Here is a 14,798-nt window from a genome sequence, read left to right on the forward strand (position 1 = left end):
CGTGGGTTTACCTGCGAAAAGGCGGCGCGGTCTGTCGGTTAAATCCGGAAGCTTCCCACCAGCTGCTTCAGTCGGGTTGCCTGCTGTTCAAGGTCCGAACACGCGCGCAACGTCGCTTGCAGGTTCTCGACGCCTTCCTGGTTGAGCATGTTGATTTCGTTGATGTCCATGTTGATCGAATCGACCACGGCGGTCTGCTCCTCGGTGGCAGTGGCAACCGACTGGTTCATGCCATCGATCTCGCCGATGCGCACGGTCACGCTGTCCAGGCGCTCGCCGGCCTGGTTGGCGATTTCCATGCTGTCCTGGCTGTGGCGCTGGCTCTGGCCCATGGTCTCGACCGACTCGCGGGCGCCGACCTGCAGCTCCTCGATCATGGTCTGCACCTGTTGCGCCGACTCCTGGGTGCGGTGCGCCAGGTTGCGTACTTCATCGGCGACCACAGCGAAGCCGCGGCCGGCTTCACCGGCGCGCGCCGCCTCGATCGCAGCGTTGAGCGCCAGCAGGTTGGTCTGCTGGGAAATGCTGGTGATCACTTCGAGGATCTGGCCGATGTTCACGGTCTTGCTGTTGAGGGTCTCGATGTGCGCGCTGGAGGTGACGATCAGGTCCGACAAGCGATTCATCGCGTCGATGTTGCGCTCCACTACCTGCTGGCCCTCTTCGGCGAGCAGACGCGCCGAGCTTGCGTGTTGCGAGGCCTGGGCGGCGTTGCCGGCGATTTCCTGGGCGGCGGCGCCCAGTTCGTTGATGGCGGCGGCGACGCTGTTGGTGCGGTTGGACTGCTCGTCGGAGTTGCTCATCGACGAGTTCGAGGCGCTGATCACCCGCAGGGCCACTTCGTTGACCTGCTCGGTGGCCGACGACACTTCGCGGATCGATTCGTGGATCCGTTCGACGAAGCGGTTGAAGGCAGCGCCGAGGATGCCGAACTCGTCGTGATTGTGGATGGCCAGGCGGCGGGTCAGGTCACCTTCGCCTTCGGCGATGTTCTCCATGGCGCGGGTCATGGTGTGCAGTGGCTGCATCAGCACACGGATCAGCAGGCCGAGCAGGGCGATGATGATCACCACTGCGACCACCGTGGCGATCACCGCCGAGGTGCGGAAGGTGCTGAGCATGGTGAAGGCCTTGTCCTTGTCCACCGACAGGCCGATGTACCAGTTGGCCGAGGGCAGGCCCTTGATCGGGGTGAAGGTCAGCAGGCGGGCTTGGCCATCGGTCTCGACTTCGGTCAGGTCGCTGGTCAGCCTCGGCGGGTTGTTCGGGAACAGGTCCGACAGCGACTTCATCACCAGGGTCTGGTCCGGGTGTACCAGGATCTTGCCTTGGTCGTTGACCAGGAAGGCATAGCCCATGCCGCCGAAGTTCAGCGAGTTGATGATCTGCACCAGGCCATCGAGGGCCAGGTCGCCACCGACCACGCCGACGCTGGACGACACCTTGTCGATGATGCCGATGACCATCTTGTTGGTGGTCATGTCGATGTAGGGTTCGGTGAGCATGACGCCAGTGGCGTTCATGCCATCCTTGTACCAGGGTCGGGTACGTGGGTCGTAGCCGTCGGGCATGGTCGCATCCGGGCGCACGCTGAAGCCGCCGTCGACCTTGCCCAGGTACACGGTAAGGAAGCTCGAGGTCAGGGCGCTCTGGCCCATCAGGGTTTCGGCCGTGGCGGGCGACTGGGCGATGTTCTGCGCCAGGTTTTCCACCAGTTTGATACGGCCATCGAACAGGTTACGAATAGTGGTAGACGTCGATTCGCCCATCTCGGAGAGATAGTTTTCCAGGTTGGCCCTGATCGCATTACGCTGGAGATAGTCGTTGTAGAGTGTGAATAGGCTGAAAGCGAGTATCACGATCAGCGAGGCTGCTAAAAGAATCTTGTGGCTGAATCGAAGGCTTCTGTTCATGGCGTAATCGGTTCCGCTAAGGTTTAAATCGGGTGTTCGCACGCAAATAGCTGCCAAACAGTGCAACATCCCGCTAAGTCCTTTTAGGGTTGTTACTGTCTTTCACGCGAATCTCACCGTAGATATCGGCCACTGGGCTGCAAAGCTTGAACAGAGGATGAAACAAGATGACGGATACTTCGCAGATAGTGGTAGGGGCCGGCCAGGACGGTCAGCCAGTCGGCCAGGCCATGCGCCTGGCCAACCGCCACGGGCTGGTCGCCGGTGCCACCGGGACCGGCAAGACCGTCACCCTGCAGCACCTGGCCGAGGTGTTCAGCGATGCCGGCGTGGCCGTCTTCGCTGCTGATGTGAAGGGTGACCTGTGTGGCCTCGGCGCGGCGGGCGCACCCCAGGGCAAGGTGGCTGAGCGCATTGCCGGCATGCCGTGGTTGGGGCATGTGCCCAAGGCCTACCCGGTCAGCCTGTGGGACATTGCCGGTCAGTCCGGCCACCCGCTGCGCACCACCCTTACCGACATGGGGCCCTTGTTGCTGGGCAACCTGCTGGAACTGACAGACAGCCAGCAAGCGGCGTTGTACGCCGCGTTCAAGGTGGCGGATCGCGAGGGGTTGCTGCTGCTCGACCTCAAGGACCTCAAGGCGTTGCTGAGCCACCTCAAGGACAACCCGCAGTTGCTTGGCGAGGACAGCGCGCTGATGACCGGCGCCTCGACCCAGGCCCTGCTGCGACGCCTGGCGACGTTGGAGCAGCAGGGCGCCGAGGCGCTGTTCGGTGAGCCGGCACTGCAGCTCGAAGACCTGTTGCGGGTCGAGACGGACGGCCGCGGCCGGATTCACCTGCTCGATGCCAGCCGCCTGGTGCACGAGGCGCCGAAAGTCTACGCGACGTTCCTGCTATGGCTGCTGGCGGAGTTGTTCGAGCAGTTGCCCGAGCGTGGCGATGCCGACAAACCGGTGCTGGCGCTGTTTTTCGACGAGGCCCATTTGCTGTTCAACGGCACGCCCAAGGCCCTGCAGGACCGCCTCGAGCAGGTGGTGCGGCTGATTCGCTCGAAAGGGGTGGGGGTGTACTTCGTGACCCAGTCGCCGGGTGACCTGCCCGATGCCGTGCTGGCTCAGTTGGGCCTGCGTATCCAGCATGGGCTGCGCGCCTTCACCGCCAAGGAGCAGAAGTCGTTGCGCGCCGTGGCTGATGGTTTCCGCCCCAATCCGGCCTTCAATACCCTCTCGGTGCTCACCGAACTGGGCATTGGCGAGGCGCTGGTCGGCACGCTGGAGGAAAAGGGCACCCCGGCGATGGTCCAGCGGGTATTGGTGGCACCTCCACAATCGCGGATAGGTCCACTGACCGCGGCCGAGCGCAGCGCCCTGATCGCCTCGTCGCCATTGCTCGGGCGCTATGACAAGCCGGTCGATCGCGAATCGGCGTATGAAATGCTGACCCAACGCAAGGGTGAGCCGGTGGAGCCGGCCCCGGTGCCCAAGGCGGACGAGGAAAGCCTGGCCGACAAGGCCGGGGATTTCCTGCAGAGCGCGGCGGGGCAGGCGATCAAGTCAGCGGTGCGCCAGGCCGCGAACCAGTTGGGGCGCCAGTTGGTGCGCGGTTTGATGGGGTCGTTGCTGGGCAAGAAGAAAAGGTAACGCGACGCTGCATTGCCTGTAGGAGCCGGCTTGCCGGCGATGAGGCCCAGACAGATACGACACTCACGAAAAAGGCGCCTGCGAAGGCGCCTTTTTCACAGCAGCATCACTCAGGCCAGCGCCTTGGACGCCAGCCAGAACAGCCCGGCCGCCAGGCCCATCGAGGCTGGCAGGGTCAGTACCCAGGCCAACAGGATGGTCTTCACAGTGCCGCCTTGCAGGCCACTCTTGTTGGCGACCATGGTGCCGGCCACGCCGGACGACAGTACGTGGGTCGTCGACACAGGCAGGCTGAACACGTTGGCCATGCCGATGGCGCAGGCTGCGGTGATCTGCGCCGACATGCCCTGGGCGTACGTCATGCCCTGTTTGCCGATCTTCTCGCCAACGGTCAGGACCACGCGCTTCCAGCCGACCATGGTGCCCAGGCCCAGGGCCAGTGCGACGGCGACGATCACCCAGAACGGTGCGTATTCGGTGGTGGCGGTCAGGTCCTTGCGCAGCTTCTCGAGGTCGGACTTCTCGCGTGCGTCCAGGCCTGGCAGTTTGCCGACCTTCTTCGCGGTGTCATCCAGGCACAGCAGGTAACGACGCACTTCCACACGCTTGTCGGCGTCCAGGTCGTGGTAGTCGGTCACGCCCTTGAGCGAGGTCTGCAGGGCGGCGATGGTCGGTTCGGTCTGCTGCGGGTTGCAACTGAACTGCGCTGGCAGGTCGCCGGACTTGGCCTTGCCCAGGGCCAGGAATTCGCCCAGCGTCGCTTCGTTGCGCTGGTAGAACTGGCTCATGTGCAGGGTGGCGTCGCGGGTACGCTCGATCTGGTAGGTGGTGCTGTTGAGGTCGAGCACGAACTTGGCCGGGACGATACCGATCAGCACCAGCATGATCAGGCCGATGCCTTTCTGGCCATCGTTGGAGCCGTGCACGAAGCTCACGCCCATTGCCGAAATCACCAGTACCAGACGGTTCCAGAAGGGTGGGTGCTTCTTGTCGTCGAGCTTGCGACGCTGTTCCGGCGTCTTGTGCATCTTCGACAGCGGGCGCCACCATTTCAGCCCGATCAGCACCAGCGCGGCCACGGCGAAGCCGGCCAAAGGCGAGACCACCAGCGACAGGCCGATGTCGATCGCCTTCTGCCAGTTGACCCCGTCACCCAACGGGATGCCGTTGATCAAGGCGTTGGCCAGACCAACGCCGAGGATCGAGCCGATCAGCGTGTGCGAGCTGGAGGCGGGAATGCCGAAGTACCAGGTGCCCAGGTTCCAGGTGATGGCAGCGGCCAGCAAGGAGAACACCATGGCCAGGCCATGGCCGGTGTTCACATTGATCAGCAGCTCGACCGGCAGCAGGTGCACGATGGCATAGGCCACCCCGACGCCGCCCAGCAGCACGCCGAGGAAGTTGAACACCCCGGAGAAGAATACGGCCAGGTGCGGTGGCATGGCTTTGGTATAGATGACGGTGGCTACCGCGTTTGCGGTGTCATGAAAGCCATTGATGAACTCGAATGCGAGCACGAAGGTCAGGGCGAGCAGCAGGCTCACCAATACCCAGGCATCCAGTCCGCTGAATAAATCGATCATGAAGGTTGTCTGGCGGTCATAGGGGGGCCGGATTATGCCAGAAAACCTTGGCAATCGATGCACCCGCTACTGACCGATGGCAATCCTGCAAACGGCTTCTCGCACCGGCGAAGCGAAGCGGAAGCTTAGGAAAAGCTGGTTAAATTCGGCTAACGTCTAGAAAAAATCAGAAAATACAGGGTATTTTTCGAGTACTCATGAATTCAAACGAATGTATGAAATTTGTGTAATTCCATTTCATCTTCAGCCTGGCGGTAAAGATCGGCCCGCCTCGGACGACGCGGGCGAGCAGACCATCAGGATCAAGCGCCGTCGCTGCGCAGTTCCTTTTCCATTTTCTCCAGCTCTTCGTTGAAGGCCTGGTCACGGATGCTGGCGCGTTTGCGCCATGGTTTACGCTCGGGATCCGGTTGAGCGGCATAGGTGGTGACTTCGCCACCGTAAACTTCCTTGTAACGTTCAGCCTGGCGCTCGAGTTCGGCGCGCAGTTCGTCTTTCGTCACAGTAGTACCTGATTCAAGTTGAAGGGTCGTTCGCCTGGCGTGCGCAGGAAAGTGCCAGATAGGCATTGCGCCATTTCCGGTGCGGTATCCAGCCAGTCGCGGAGATTATAGCAATCGAGCAAACACCCGGCAGGCATCTTTACCCAATGTTGACCCGGCGTGACATAGTGTTCGAGAGCGGGGGAAGTGTATCCATGTGCTCATACCAAGTTTGAAAAGGTTGAGCTGGAAAAGTTCGCAAACGCGCAGGCACAAATAAAAACGGCCCCGCACGAGGCGAGGCCGTTGCCTGGGGACTTCTACGGTGGGTACCTGACCAGTCTCTCCAAAGAAGCCACATGTGGCATGAGCAAGGTATAAGCAAATGTGGCAGCGGTCAATTGCGATTATCGGCCGTTCGTTCGATAATCGCACGAACCAGCGATTTTTTTGAGGTGACCGATGAACGACGAAACCCAGGCCGTCGAGACCGCCAACACCGAGCCGGGGCGCGCTGCTGCTCCAGCCCTGGCGCCGCCGATCGTGGCCTCGCCGGCCAAGCGTATCCAGGCTTTCACCGGCGATCCGGACTTCATGACCTCCCTGGCCCGAGGCCTGGCAGTGATCCAGGCCTTCCAGGAGCGCAAGCGTCACCTGACCATCGCCCAGATCAGCCACCGCACGGAAATTCCCCGCGCTGCCGTGCGGCGGTGCTTGCATACACTGATCAAGCTCGGCTACGCCACCACCGACGGCCGCACCTATTCGTTGCTGCCCAAGGTGCTCACCCTGGGCCACGCCTACCTGTCGTCGACACCGCTGGCGGTGTCTGCCCAGCCTTATCTGGACCGCATCAGCGACAAACTGCACGAAGCGGCCAACATGGCCACGCTGGAAGGCGACGACATTCTATATATCGCGCGTTCGGCCACGGTCGAGCGGCTGATCTCGGTCGACCTGTCGGTAGGCGGACGGCTGCCGGCGTACTGCACCTCCATGGGGCGTATCCTGCTGGCGGCACTGGACGACACCAGCCTGCGCGAATACCTGGAACGGGCCGACCTCAAGGCGCGCACCAGTCGCACGCTGCACGACGCCGAATCGCTGTTCGCCTGTATCCAGCAAGTGCGCGAGCAGGGCTGGTGCGTGGTCGACCAGGAGCTGGAGCAGGGCCTGCGCTCGATCGCCGTGCCGATCTATGACGCCTCCGGGCAGGTACTGGCGGCGCTCAACGTCAGCACCCATGTCGGCCGGGTGAGCCGCAGCGAGCTGGAGCAGCGCTTCCTGCCGATTCTGCTGGCGGCCAGCCGCGACCTCTGCCACCAACTGTTTGGCTGATTCAGGGAAGGGGCCCGGCGCGGCCCCATTATCGACCTCTCATGCGCCATTCCTGTGCGATAAACGCACAGTGTCGTCCCAGGCGAATTGCGCGCTCTCCAGTCGCTGATTAATGTCTTGGCAGCGGTCGGCTGTGCCGACCGGACAAGAAAAACATCAGAGGCACACAGCATGATTACTGTCCCACGCCTGCCACGGCCGCACCCGTGCGCAGATCTGTTTTATCCAGGCTGACCCAGGCCACCTTCATTTGCTTACCGAAACTGCGCCTATCGCCCATGTGCAGTGACGTGCCTGTGCCCTACATCTGGATAACAACAATGAACAAACCGCAAACCACTGTCGGCAATTGCCTCGACGTTCAAACTTTCATCAACCAGCAGCCACTCTCCGCTTATCAATGGCGAGTCGTGATCCTCTGCTTCCTGATTGTCTTCCTCGACGGCCTCGACACGGCGGCCATGGGCTTCATCGCACCGGCCTTGTCCCAGGAATGGGGTATCGACCGTGCCAGCCTCGGCCCGGTGATGAGCGCGGCGCTCATCGGCATGGTGTTCGGCGCCCTCGGTTCGGGGCCGCTGGCCGACCGGTTCGGTCGCAAGGTGGTGCTGGTGGGCGCGGTATTGGTGTTCGGTGGTTTCAGCCTGGCCTCGGCCTACGCGACCAATGTCGACCAGTTGCTGGTGCTGCGCCTGCTGACTGGCCTGGGGCTGGGGGCAGGCATGCCCAATGCCACCACCCTGCTGTCCGAATACACCCCGGAGCGCCTCAAGTCGCTGCTGGTGACCAGCATGTTCTGTGGTTTCAACCTGGGCATGGCCGGTGGCGGTTTCCTTTCGGCGAAGATGATCCCGGCCTATGGCTGGCACAGCCTGCTGGTGATCGGTGGTGTGCTGCCGCTGCTGCTGGTGGTGGTGCTCATGGTGTGGCTGCCGGAGTCGGCGCGCTTTTTGGTGGTCCGCAACCGCGGCACCGAGAAGGTGCGCAAGACGCTGGCGCCCATCGCGCCCGAAGTGGTGGCCCAGGCCGGTAGCTTCAGCGTGCCGGAGCAGAAGGCGGTGGCAGCTCGCAACGTGTTCGCGGTGATCTTCTCGGGCACCTACGGCGTGGGTACCTTGCTGCTGTGGTTGACCTACTTCATGGGCCTGGTCATCGTCTACCTGCTCACCAGCTGGCTGCCGACGCTGATGCGTGACAGCGGCGCGAGCATGGAGCAGGCAGCGTTCATCGGCGCGTTGTTCCAGTTCGGCGGGGTGCTCAGTGCGGTGATCGTCGGCTGGGCCATGGACCGCTACAACCCGCACAAGGTCATCGGCCTCTTCTACCTGCTGGCTGGGGTATTCGCCTACGCCGTGGGCCAGAGTCTGGGCAACATCACCCTGCTCGCCACCCTTGTGCTGATCGCGGGCATGTGCGTCAACGGCGCGCAGTCGGCCATGCCTTCGCTGGCCGCACGCTTCTATCCGACCCAAGGCCGGGCCACGGGGGTATCGTGGATGCTCGGTATCGGCCGTTTCGGCGCGATCCTCGGCGCCTGGAGCGGTGCAACCCTGCTGGGCCTGGGCTGGAACTTCGAGCAGGTGCTGACTGCCTTGCTGGTGCCGGCGGCGCTGGCCACGGTGGGCGTGATCGTCAAGGGGCTGGTCAGCCACGCCGACGCGACCTGACTGCATGGCATAGGCCTGTCGCCATCAGCCCGGCGACAGGCGCCATGGAAGTAGTTAGGAACGCAATAATCAGTTCGATAACCGCACATATAGTCGATTATCGGATTGTCCAGTACCGGTACTCTCCTTAATCTGGATTCCACTTAGGACCCTGACCAGGATCGAAAACCATACCGCCGCGGCCCACGGCCATGTGGCAGGAGAAGTCTGATGCGCGACGTATTCATCTGTGATGCCATCCGTACCCCGATCGGCCGTTTCGGCGGCGCCCTGGCCGGCGTGCGCGCCGACGACCTGGCGGCGGTGCCGCTCAAGGCGCTGATCGAGCGCAACCCGCAGGTGGCTTGGGATCAGCTCGACGAAGTGTTCTTCGGCTGCGCCAACCAGGCCGGTGAGGACAACCGCAACGTGGCGCGCATGGCGCTGCTGCTGGCGGGCCTGCCGGATACCGTGCCGGGCGTGACCCTCAATCGCCTGTGCGCCTCGGGCATGGACGCCATCGGCACGGCGTTCCGCGCCATCGCCAGTGGCGAGATGGAGCTGGCGATCGCCGGTGGCGTCGAGTCGATGTCGCGTGCGCCATTCGTGATGGGCAAGGCCGAAAGCGGCTACTCGCGCAACATGAAGCTGGAAGACACCACCATCGGCTGGCGCCTGATCAACCCGCTGATGAAAAAGCAGTACGGCGTCGACTCTATGCCGGAAACCGCCGATAACGTGGCCGACGACTACCAGGTATCGCGCGCCGACCAGGACGCCTTCGCCCTGCGCAGCCAGCAAAAGGCAGCCGCGGCCCAGGCTGCCGGCTTCTTCGACGAAGAGATCGTGCCGGTGCGCATCGTCCACAAGAAGGGCGAGACCGTGGTCGAGCGCGACGAGCACCTGCGTCCCGACACCACCCTCGAGGCGTTGACCAAGCTCAAGCCGGTCAACGGCCCGGACAAGACGGTTACCGCCGGCAACGCCTCGGGCGTCAACGATGGTGCTGCGGCGCTGATCCTGGCCTCGGCCGAAGCGGTCAAGAAGCATGGCCTGACCCCGCGTGCACGCGTTCTGGGCATGGCCAGCGCCGGTGTGGCGCCGCGCGTCATGGGCATCGGGCCAGTGCCGGCGGTGCGCAAGCTGACCGAGCGCCTGGGCGTGGCGGTGGCTGATTTCGATGTCATCGAACTCAACGAAGCGTTCGCCAGCCAAGGCCTGGCGGTGCTGCGTGAATTGGGCGTTGCCGACGATGCGCCGCAGGTGAACCCCAATGGCGGCGCGATCGCCCTGGGCCACCCGCTGGGCATGAGCGGCGCGCGCCTGGTGCTCACCGCGCTTCACCAGCTGGAGAAGAGCGGCGGCCGTAAAGGCCTGGCGACCATGTGCGTCGGTGTGGGCCAGGGTCTGGCACTGGCAATCGAGCGAGTTTGACTCTTACCGGCCTCAGCGTCGCCAAGCCAGCCTCGATAGGGAACCACGCAACCCTGTAGGCGCCAGCTCGGCGGCGATGGGGCCGGTAACTTCGACTCAAGGCCAATTGCCTGCCCCAAAGCGGAACGAGTGTGTTACTAGGTATGTCTAGACTTGCCTGTAACCCCTCTAGGAGTAAAACCCCCATGACCTCAATTCATTACACCGGGGAAGAGCGCAGTAAGCGCATCTTTGCCATCGTCGGTGCTTCCTCGGGCAACTTGGTCGAGTGGTTCGATTTCTACGTCTACGCCTTCTGCGCCATCTATTTCGCCCCGGCATTCTTCCCCTCCGACGACCCGACCGTGCAATTGCTCAACACTGCCGGGGTGTTCGCCGCAGGCTTCCTGATGCGTCCGATCGGTGGCTGGATCTTCGGCCGCCTGGCCGACCGTCATGGGCGCAAGAATTCGCTGATGATCTCGGTGCTGATGATGTGCTTCGGCTCGCTGATGATCGCCTGCCTGCCTACCTATGCCACCCTCGGTGCAATGGCACCGGCACTGCTGCTGCTCGCCCGCCTGATCCAGGGCCTGTCGGTGGGCGGTGAATACGGCACCACTGCGACCTACATGAGTGAAGTGGCGCTGCGCGGCCAGCGCGGCTTCTTCGCCTCGTTCCAGTACGTGACGCTGATTGGCGGCCAACTGTTGGCGGTGTTGGTGGTGGTGATCCTGCAACAAGTGCTGACCGAGGACGAACTGCGTGCCTGGGGCTGGCGCATTCCGTTCGTGGTCGGTGCCATCGCCGCGTTGATCTCGCTGATGCTGCGCCGCTCGCTGCACGAGACCAGCAGCGCCGAAACCCGCAAGGACAAGGACGCCGGTACCATCAAAGGCCTGTTCCGTAACCACGCGGCGGCTTTCGTCACCGTGCTCGGCTATACCGCCGGTGGTTCGCTGATCTTCTACACCTTCACCACCTACATGCAGAAGTATCTGGTCAACACCGCGGGCATGACCGCGAAGAACGCCAGCTACGTGATGACCGGCGCTCTGTTCCTGTTCATGGTCCTGCAGCCGTTCTTTGGCATGCTCTCCGACCGGATCGGTCGACGTAACTCGATGCTGCTGTTCGGCGCCCTCGGCACGATCTTCACCGTGCCGCTGCTGATGGCCCTGAAGACCGTGACCAGCCCGTTCATGGCGTTCGTACTGGTGTCCGTGGCGCTGTGCATCGTCAGTTTCTACACCTCGATCAGCGGCCTGGTGAAGGCCGAGATGTTCCCGCCGCAGGTACGTGCGCTGGGCGTGGGCCTGGCCTATGCCATCGCCAACGCGATGTTCGGCGGTTCGGCCGAGTACGTGGCCCTGGGCCTGAAGACCCTGGGCATGGAAAACACCTTCTACTGGTACGTGACCGCGATGATGGCGATCGCCTTCCTGTTCAGCCTGCGCCTGCCGAAGCAGGCGGCGTACCTGCACCATGACGACTAAGGACGTGGCATGACCAATCAACTGTTCGACGCCTACTTCACCGCGCCGGCCATGCGCGAGGTCTTCTGCGACCGTGGCCGCCTGCAGGGCATGCTCGATTTCGAGGCGGCCCTGGCGCGAGCCGAGGCCTCGGTAGGGCTGGTGCCGCACGGCGCGGTAGCGGCCATCGAGGCGGCCTGCCAGGCCGAGCGCTATGACGTGGCCGCCCTGGCCGACGCCATCGCCACGGCAGGCAACTCGGCGATCCCGCTGGTGAAGGCGTTGGGCAAGGTGATTGCCAGTGGCGTGCCCGAGGCCGAGCGCTATGTGCATCTGGGTGCGACCAGCCAGGATGCGATGGACAGCGGCTTGATCCTGCAGCTGCGCGACGCCCTGGACCTGATCGAAGCCGACCTCGGCAAGCTGGCCGACAGCCTGTCGCGCCAGGCCTTGCTGCACGCCGACACGCCGCTGGTGGGGCGTACCTGGCTGCAGCATGCCACGCCGGTGACCCTGGGCATGAAGCTGGCTGGCGTACTCGGCGCCTTGACGCGCCATCGCCAGCGCCTCCAGGAGCTGCGTCCGCGGTTACTGGTACTGCAGTTCGGCGGTGCTTCCGGCAGCCTTGCCGCACTCGGCGCCAAGGCGATGCCGGTGGCCGAGGCCCTTGCCGCACAGCTTGGGCTGAGCCTGCCAGAGCAACCCTGGCACACCCAGCGTGACCGCCTGGTGGAGTTCGCCTCGGTACTGGGCCTGGTGGCCGGCACCCTGGGCAAGTTCGGCCGGGATCTCAGCCTGCTGATGCAGACCGAAGCCGGCGAGGTGTTCGAGCCGTCGGCGCCTGGCAAAGGCGGCTCGTCGACCATGCCGCACAAGCGCAACCCCGTGGGTGCGGCGGTGCTGATCGGCGCTGCCACCCGGGTGCCAGGTCTGCTGTCGACGTTGTACAGCGCAATGCCCCAGGAACACGAGCGCAGCCTCGGGCTGTGGCATGCCGAATGGGAAACCCTGCCGGAAATCTGCTGCCTGGTCTCCGGCGCCCTGCGCCAGGCCCAGGTGATCGCCGACGGCATGGAAGTGGACGCCGAGCGCATGCGCCGCAACCTCGACCTGACCCAAGGGCTGGTGCTGGCCGAGGCCGTGAGCATCGTCCTCGCCCAGCGCCTTGGTCGCGACCGTGCCCACCACCTGCTGGAACAATGCTGCCAGCGCGCCGTGGCCGAACAGCGGCACCTGCGCGCCGTGCTCGGCGACGATGCGCAGGTCAGCGCCGAACTGACCGCAGAAGAACTCGATCGCCTGCTCGATCCCGCCCATTACCTGGGCCAGGCCCGCGTCTGGGTGGCGCGGGCGGTGGCCGAACATCAACGTTTCACTGCCTGAAGGAGACCGCTGTGGCGCACTTGCAACTGGCCGATGGCGTACTGAACTACCAAATCGATGGCCCGGCCGATGCGCCGGTACTGCTCCTGTCCAACTCGCTTGGCACTGACCTTGGCATGTGGGACCAGCAAATTCCGCTGTGGAGCCAGCATTTCCGTGTGCTGCGCTACGACACCCGTGGCCATGGCGCGTCGCTGGTCAGCGAAGGTTTCTACACCATCGAGCAGCTCGGCCGTGACGTGCTGGCCTTGCTCGATGCGTTGGACATCTCCAAGGCCCATTTCGTCGGCCTGTCGATGGGCGGCCTGATCGGCCAGTGGCTGGGCATCAATGCCGGCGAGCGCCTGCACAGCGTGACCCTGTGCAACACCGCCGCCAAGATCGCCAACGACGAGGTGTGGAACACCCGCATCGACACCGTGCTCAAAGGTGGCCAGCAGGCCATGGTCGACCTGCGCGATGCCTCGCTGGCCCGCTGGTTCACGCCGGCCTTCGTCGAGCGCCAGCCGGACGAGGCCCAACGCATCTGCCAGATGCTCGCCCAGACCAGCCCGCAAGGCTATGCGGCCAACTGCGCTGCGGTGCGCGATGCCGATTACCGGGAGCAGCTCGCAAGCATCCAGGTGCCTGCGCTGATCGTCGCCGGCACTGCTGACGTGGTCACCACCCCGGAACATGGCCGCTTCATGCAGAACGGCATCGCCGGCGCCGAGTATGTCGACTTCCCGGCTGCGCACCTGTCCAACGTCGAGATCGGCGAGGCGTTCAGCCGCCGCGTGCTCGACTTCCTGCTGGCCCACTGAGGAGCACGCCATGGACGAGAAGCAGCGTTACGACGCCGGCATGCAGGTACGCCGCGCGGTACTGGGCGATGCCCACGTGGACCGCAGCCTGGAGAAGCTCAACGACTTCAATGGCGAGTTCCAGGAAATGATCACCCGCCATGCCTGGGGCGATATCTGGACCCGCCCCGGCCTGCCGCGTCATACCCGCAGCCTGATCACCATCGCCATGCTGATCGGCATGAACCGCAATGACGAGCTGAAGCTGCATCTGCGCGCCGCGGCCAACAACGGCGTGACCCGCGACGAGATCAAGGAAGTGCTGATGCAGAGCGCGATCTACTGTGGCATTCCTGCCGCCAACGCCACGTTCCACCTCGCCGAATCGGTGTGGGACGAACTGGGTGTGGAGTCGCGTCAGTCCTGAGCAAGAAACTGGGGCCCTTGTGGGAGCGGGCTTGTCCCGCGAATGAGGCGACGCGGTGAATGGCACCGGCTTCGCCGGTGTTCGCGGGGCAAGCCCGCTCCCACAGAGCCTGATTACGCGACGAGTTATGGGTTGTGCTGTGTAGGTACTGATCACACCGTAGCTTTCTTCTGCCGTATCCCTACCGGCCCCGCCTTGGCCTCCACGGCCTGCTTCAACCGCGCGCACAGCCCCAGCATGAAAGCCGCCTCGGCTACCACGAACAGCGGCCCGATGATCAAGCCACTGACGTCATCGACGAATGCCGGCTTGCGGCCTTCGTAATAGTGGCCGACGAACTGGATGATCCAGCCCACCACGAACGCACCCACCCCCGCGCTGAGCCACAGCCCGGTTGGCTGTATCGCCAGTGCCTGACCCAGCCACAGGCACAGCCCCAGCAGCGCGCCCATGACCAGCCCGAAGCGCAGGTCCAGGCGCAGGTAGAACCACACCGAAGCCGCCGCCGCGAGCAGGGCAGGAGACAACCAGATCCCGGCCAGGTCCCAGCCCGGACGTGACAGCAGGATGGTCACGGCCACCACGATTAAGGGGATGCCGACGAAATGGCTGGCGATGTTGCGTGGGTCGCGATGGTAATTGGCGTACTGGCTCAGGTGTTCGACGAGGGTTTTCATTGTTGTTCCTCCCTGGGTGAGCAGAAACCCATATAG

General features: G+C 63.7%; 12 protein-coding genes and 1 pseudogene. 8 read left to right on the forward strand and 5 right to left on the reverse strand.

Translation table 11 applies throughout. The features are described 5' to 3' along the window. Positions 1-38 precede the first annotated feature (38 nt). Together E6B08_RS31425 and E6B08_RS31430 are read right to left on the reverse strand one after the other, a co-directional pair. The gene (locus tag E6B08_RS31425) at positions 39-803 is read right to left on the reverse strand and encodes a methyl-accepting chemotaxis protein (RefSeq protein ID WP_416194386.1); all 765 of its coding nucleotides are present in this window, start codon (positions 801-803) and stop codon (positions 39-41) included. Positions 804-893: 90 nt separating this feature from the next. Next, positions 894-1,982, reverse strand: a pseudogene (locus E6B08_RS31430) (cache domain-containing protein); the annotation flags it as partial. A 98-nt stretch (positions 1,983-2,080) separates the two neighbouring features. Between E6B08_RS31430 and E6B08_RS05775 the strand changes: the two are divergent. Beyond that, a complete protein-coding gene (locus tag E6B08_RS05775; protein WP_136913139.1) occupies positions 2,081-3,556 on the forward strand; it encodes a helicase HerA-like domain-containing protein in 1,476 nt (491 codons plus the stop codon). A gap of 110 nt (positions 3,557-3,666) precedes the next feature. Here the strand turns inward: E6B08_RS05775 and E6B08_RS05780 are convergent, their stop codons facing one another. After that, positions 3,667-5,139 (reverse strand): inorganic phosphate transporter, encoded by a 1,473-nt coding sequence (locus E6B08_RS05780; protein WP_136913140.1) that lies wholly within the window; start codon positions 5,137-5,139, stop codon positions 3,667-3,669. 302 nt (positions 5,140-5,441) lie between these two features. Continuing rightward, a complete protein-coding gene (locus E6B08_RS05785) occupies positions 5,442-5,642 on the reverse strand; it encodes a hypothetical protein (RefSeq protein ID WP_136913141.1) in 201 nt (66 codons plus the stop codon). Positions 5,643-6,083: 441 nt separating this feature from the next. On the opposite strand from E6B08_RS05785, the gene pcaR reads away from it, so the two are divergent. The 7 genes from pcaR to pcaC all read left to right on the forward strand — a co-directional run bounded on the left by pcaR (position 6,084) and on the right by pcaC (position 14,085). Beyond that, on the forward strand, positions 6,084-6,959 hold the full coding sequence (pcaR, locus tag E6B08_RS05795; protein ID WP_238349287.1) for a pca regulon transcriptional regulator PcaR: 876 nt from the start codon (positions 6,084-6,086) through the stop codon (positions 6,957-6,959). Between the two features lie 320 nt (positions 6,960-7,279). Beyond that, positions 7,280-8,626, forward strand: a complete 1,347-nt coding sequence (locus E6B08_RS05800) for an MFS transporter (protein WP_136913143.1) — start codon at positions 7,280-7,282, stop codon at positions 8,624-8,626. A gap of 207 nt (positions 8,627-8,833) precedes the next feature. Next, positions 8,834-10,039 (forward strand): 3-oxoadipyl-CoA thiolase, encoded by a 1,206-nt coding sequence (gene pcaF, locus E6B08_RS05805; RefSeq protein ID WP_192938684.1) that lies wholly within the window; start codon positions 8,834-8,836, stop codon positions 10,037-10,039. 185 nt (positions 10,040-10,224) lie between these two features. Further along, positions 10,225-11,514 carry an MFS family transporter gene (locus E6B08_RS05810; protein WP_136913145.1) on the forward strand — a complete coding sequence of 430 codons (1,290 nt, stop codon included), beginning with the start codon at positions 10,225-10,227 and terminating at the stop codon, positions 11,512-11,514. Between the two features lie 9 nt (positions 11,515-11,523). Next, the gene (locus E6B08_RS05815) at positions 11,524-12,876 is read left to right on the forward strand and encodes a 3-carboxy-cis,cis-muconate cycloisomerase (protein ID WP_136913146.1); all 1,353 of its coding nucleotides are present in this window, start codon (positions 11,524-11,526) and stop codon (positions 12,874-12,876) included. A gap of 11 nt (positions 12,877-12,887) precedes the next feature. Next, positions 12,888-13,679 carry a 3-oxoadipate enol-lactonase gene (gene pcaD / locus E6B08_RS05820; RefSeq protein WP_136913147.1) on the forward strand — a complete coding sequence of 264 codons (792 nt, stop codon included), beginning with the start codon at positions 12,888-12,890 and terminating at the stop codon, positions 13,677-13,679. Positions 13,680-13,689: 10 nt separating this feature from the next. After that, the gene (pcaC, locus tag E6B08_RS05825; protein ID WP_136913148.1) at positions 13,690-14,085 is read left to right on the forward strand and encodes a 4-carboxymuconolactone decarboxylase; all 396 of its coding nucleotides are present in this window, start codon (positions 13,690-13,692) and stop codon (positions 14,083-14,085) included. Positions 14,086-14,237: 152 nt separating this feature from the next. Here the strand turns inward: pcaC and E6B08_RS05830 are convergent, their stop codons facing one another. After that, positions 14,238-14,762 (reverse strand): DUF962 domain-containing protein, encoded by a 525-nt coding sequence (locus E6B08_RS05830; RefSeq protein ID WP_136913149.1) that lies wholly within the window; start codon positions 14,760-14,762, stop codon positions 14,238-14,240. Positions 14,763-14,798: the final 36 nt, after the last annotated feature.

Source organism: Pseudomonas putida, assembly GCF_005080685.1.
Taxonomy (GTDB): domain Bacteria; phylum Pseudomonadota; class Gammaproteobacteria; order Pseudomonadales; family Pseudomonadaceae; genus Aquipseudomonas; species Aquipseudomonas putida_V.

Coding starts and splice junctions, on each gene's coding strand:
- E6B08_RS31425 (WP_416194386.1), bottom strand. CDS start 803: ATGAGCAACTCCGACGAGCAGTCCAACCGCACCAACAGCGTCGCCGCC.
- E6B08_RS05775 (WP_136913139.1), top strand. CDS start 2,081: ATGACGGATACTTCGCAGATAGTGGTAGGGGCCGGCCAGGACGGTCAG.
- E6B08_RS05780 (WP_136913140.1), bottom strand. CDS start 5,139: ATGATCGATTTATTCAGCGGACTGGATGCCTGGGTATTGGTGAGCCTG.
- pcaR (WP_238349287.1), top strand. CDS start 6,084: ATGAACGACGAAACCCAGGCCGTCGAGACCGCCAACACCGAGCCGGGG.
- E6B08_RS05800 (WP_136913143.1), top strand. CDS start 7,280: ATGAACAAACCGCAAACCACTGTCGGCAATTGCCTCGACGTTCAAACT.
- E6B08_RS05810 (WP_136913145.1), top strand. CDS start 10,225: ATGACCTCAATTCATTACACCGGGGAAGAGCGCAGTAAGCGCATCTTT.
- E6B08_RS05815 (WP_136913146.1), top strand. CDS start 11,524: ATGACCAATCAACTGTTCGACGCCTACTTCACCGCGCCGGCCATGCGC.
- pcaC (WP_136913148.1), top strand. CDS start 13,690: ATGGACGAGAAGCAGCGTTACGACGCCGGCATGCAGGTACGCCGCGCG.
- E6B08_RS05830 (WP_136913149.1), bottom strand. CDS start 14,762: ATGAAAACCCTCGTCGAACACCTGAGCCAGTACGCCAATTACCATCGC.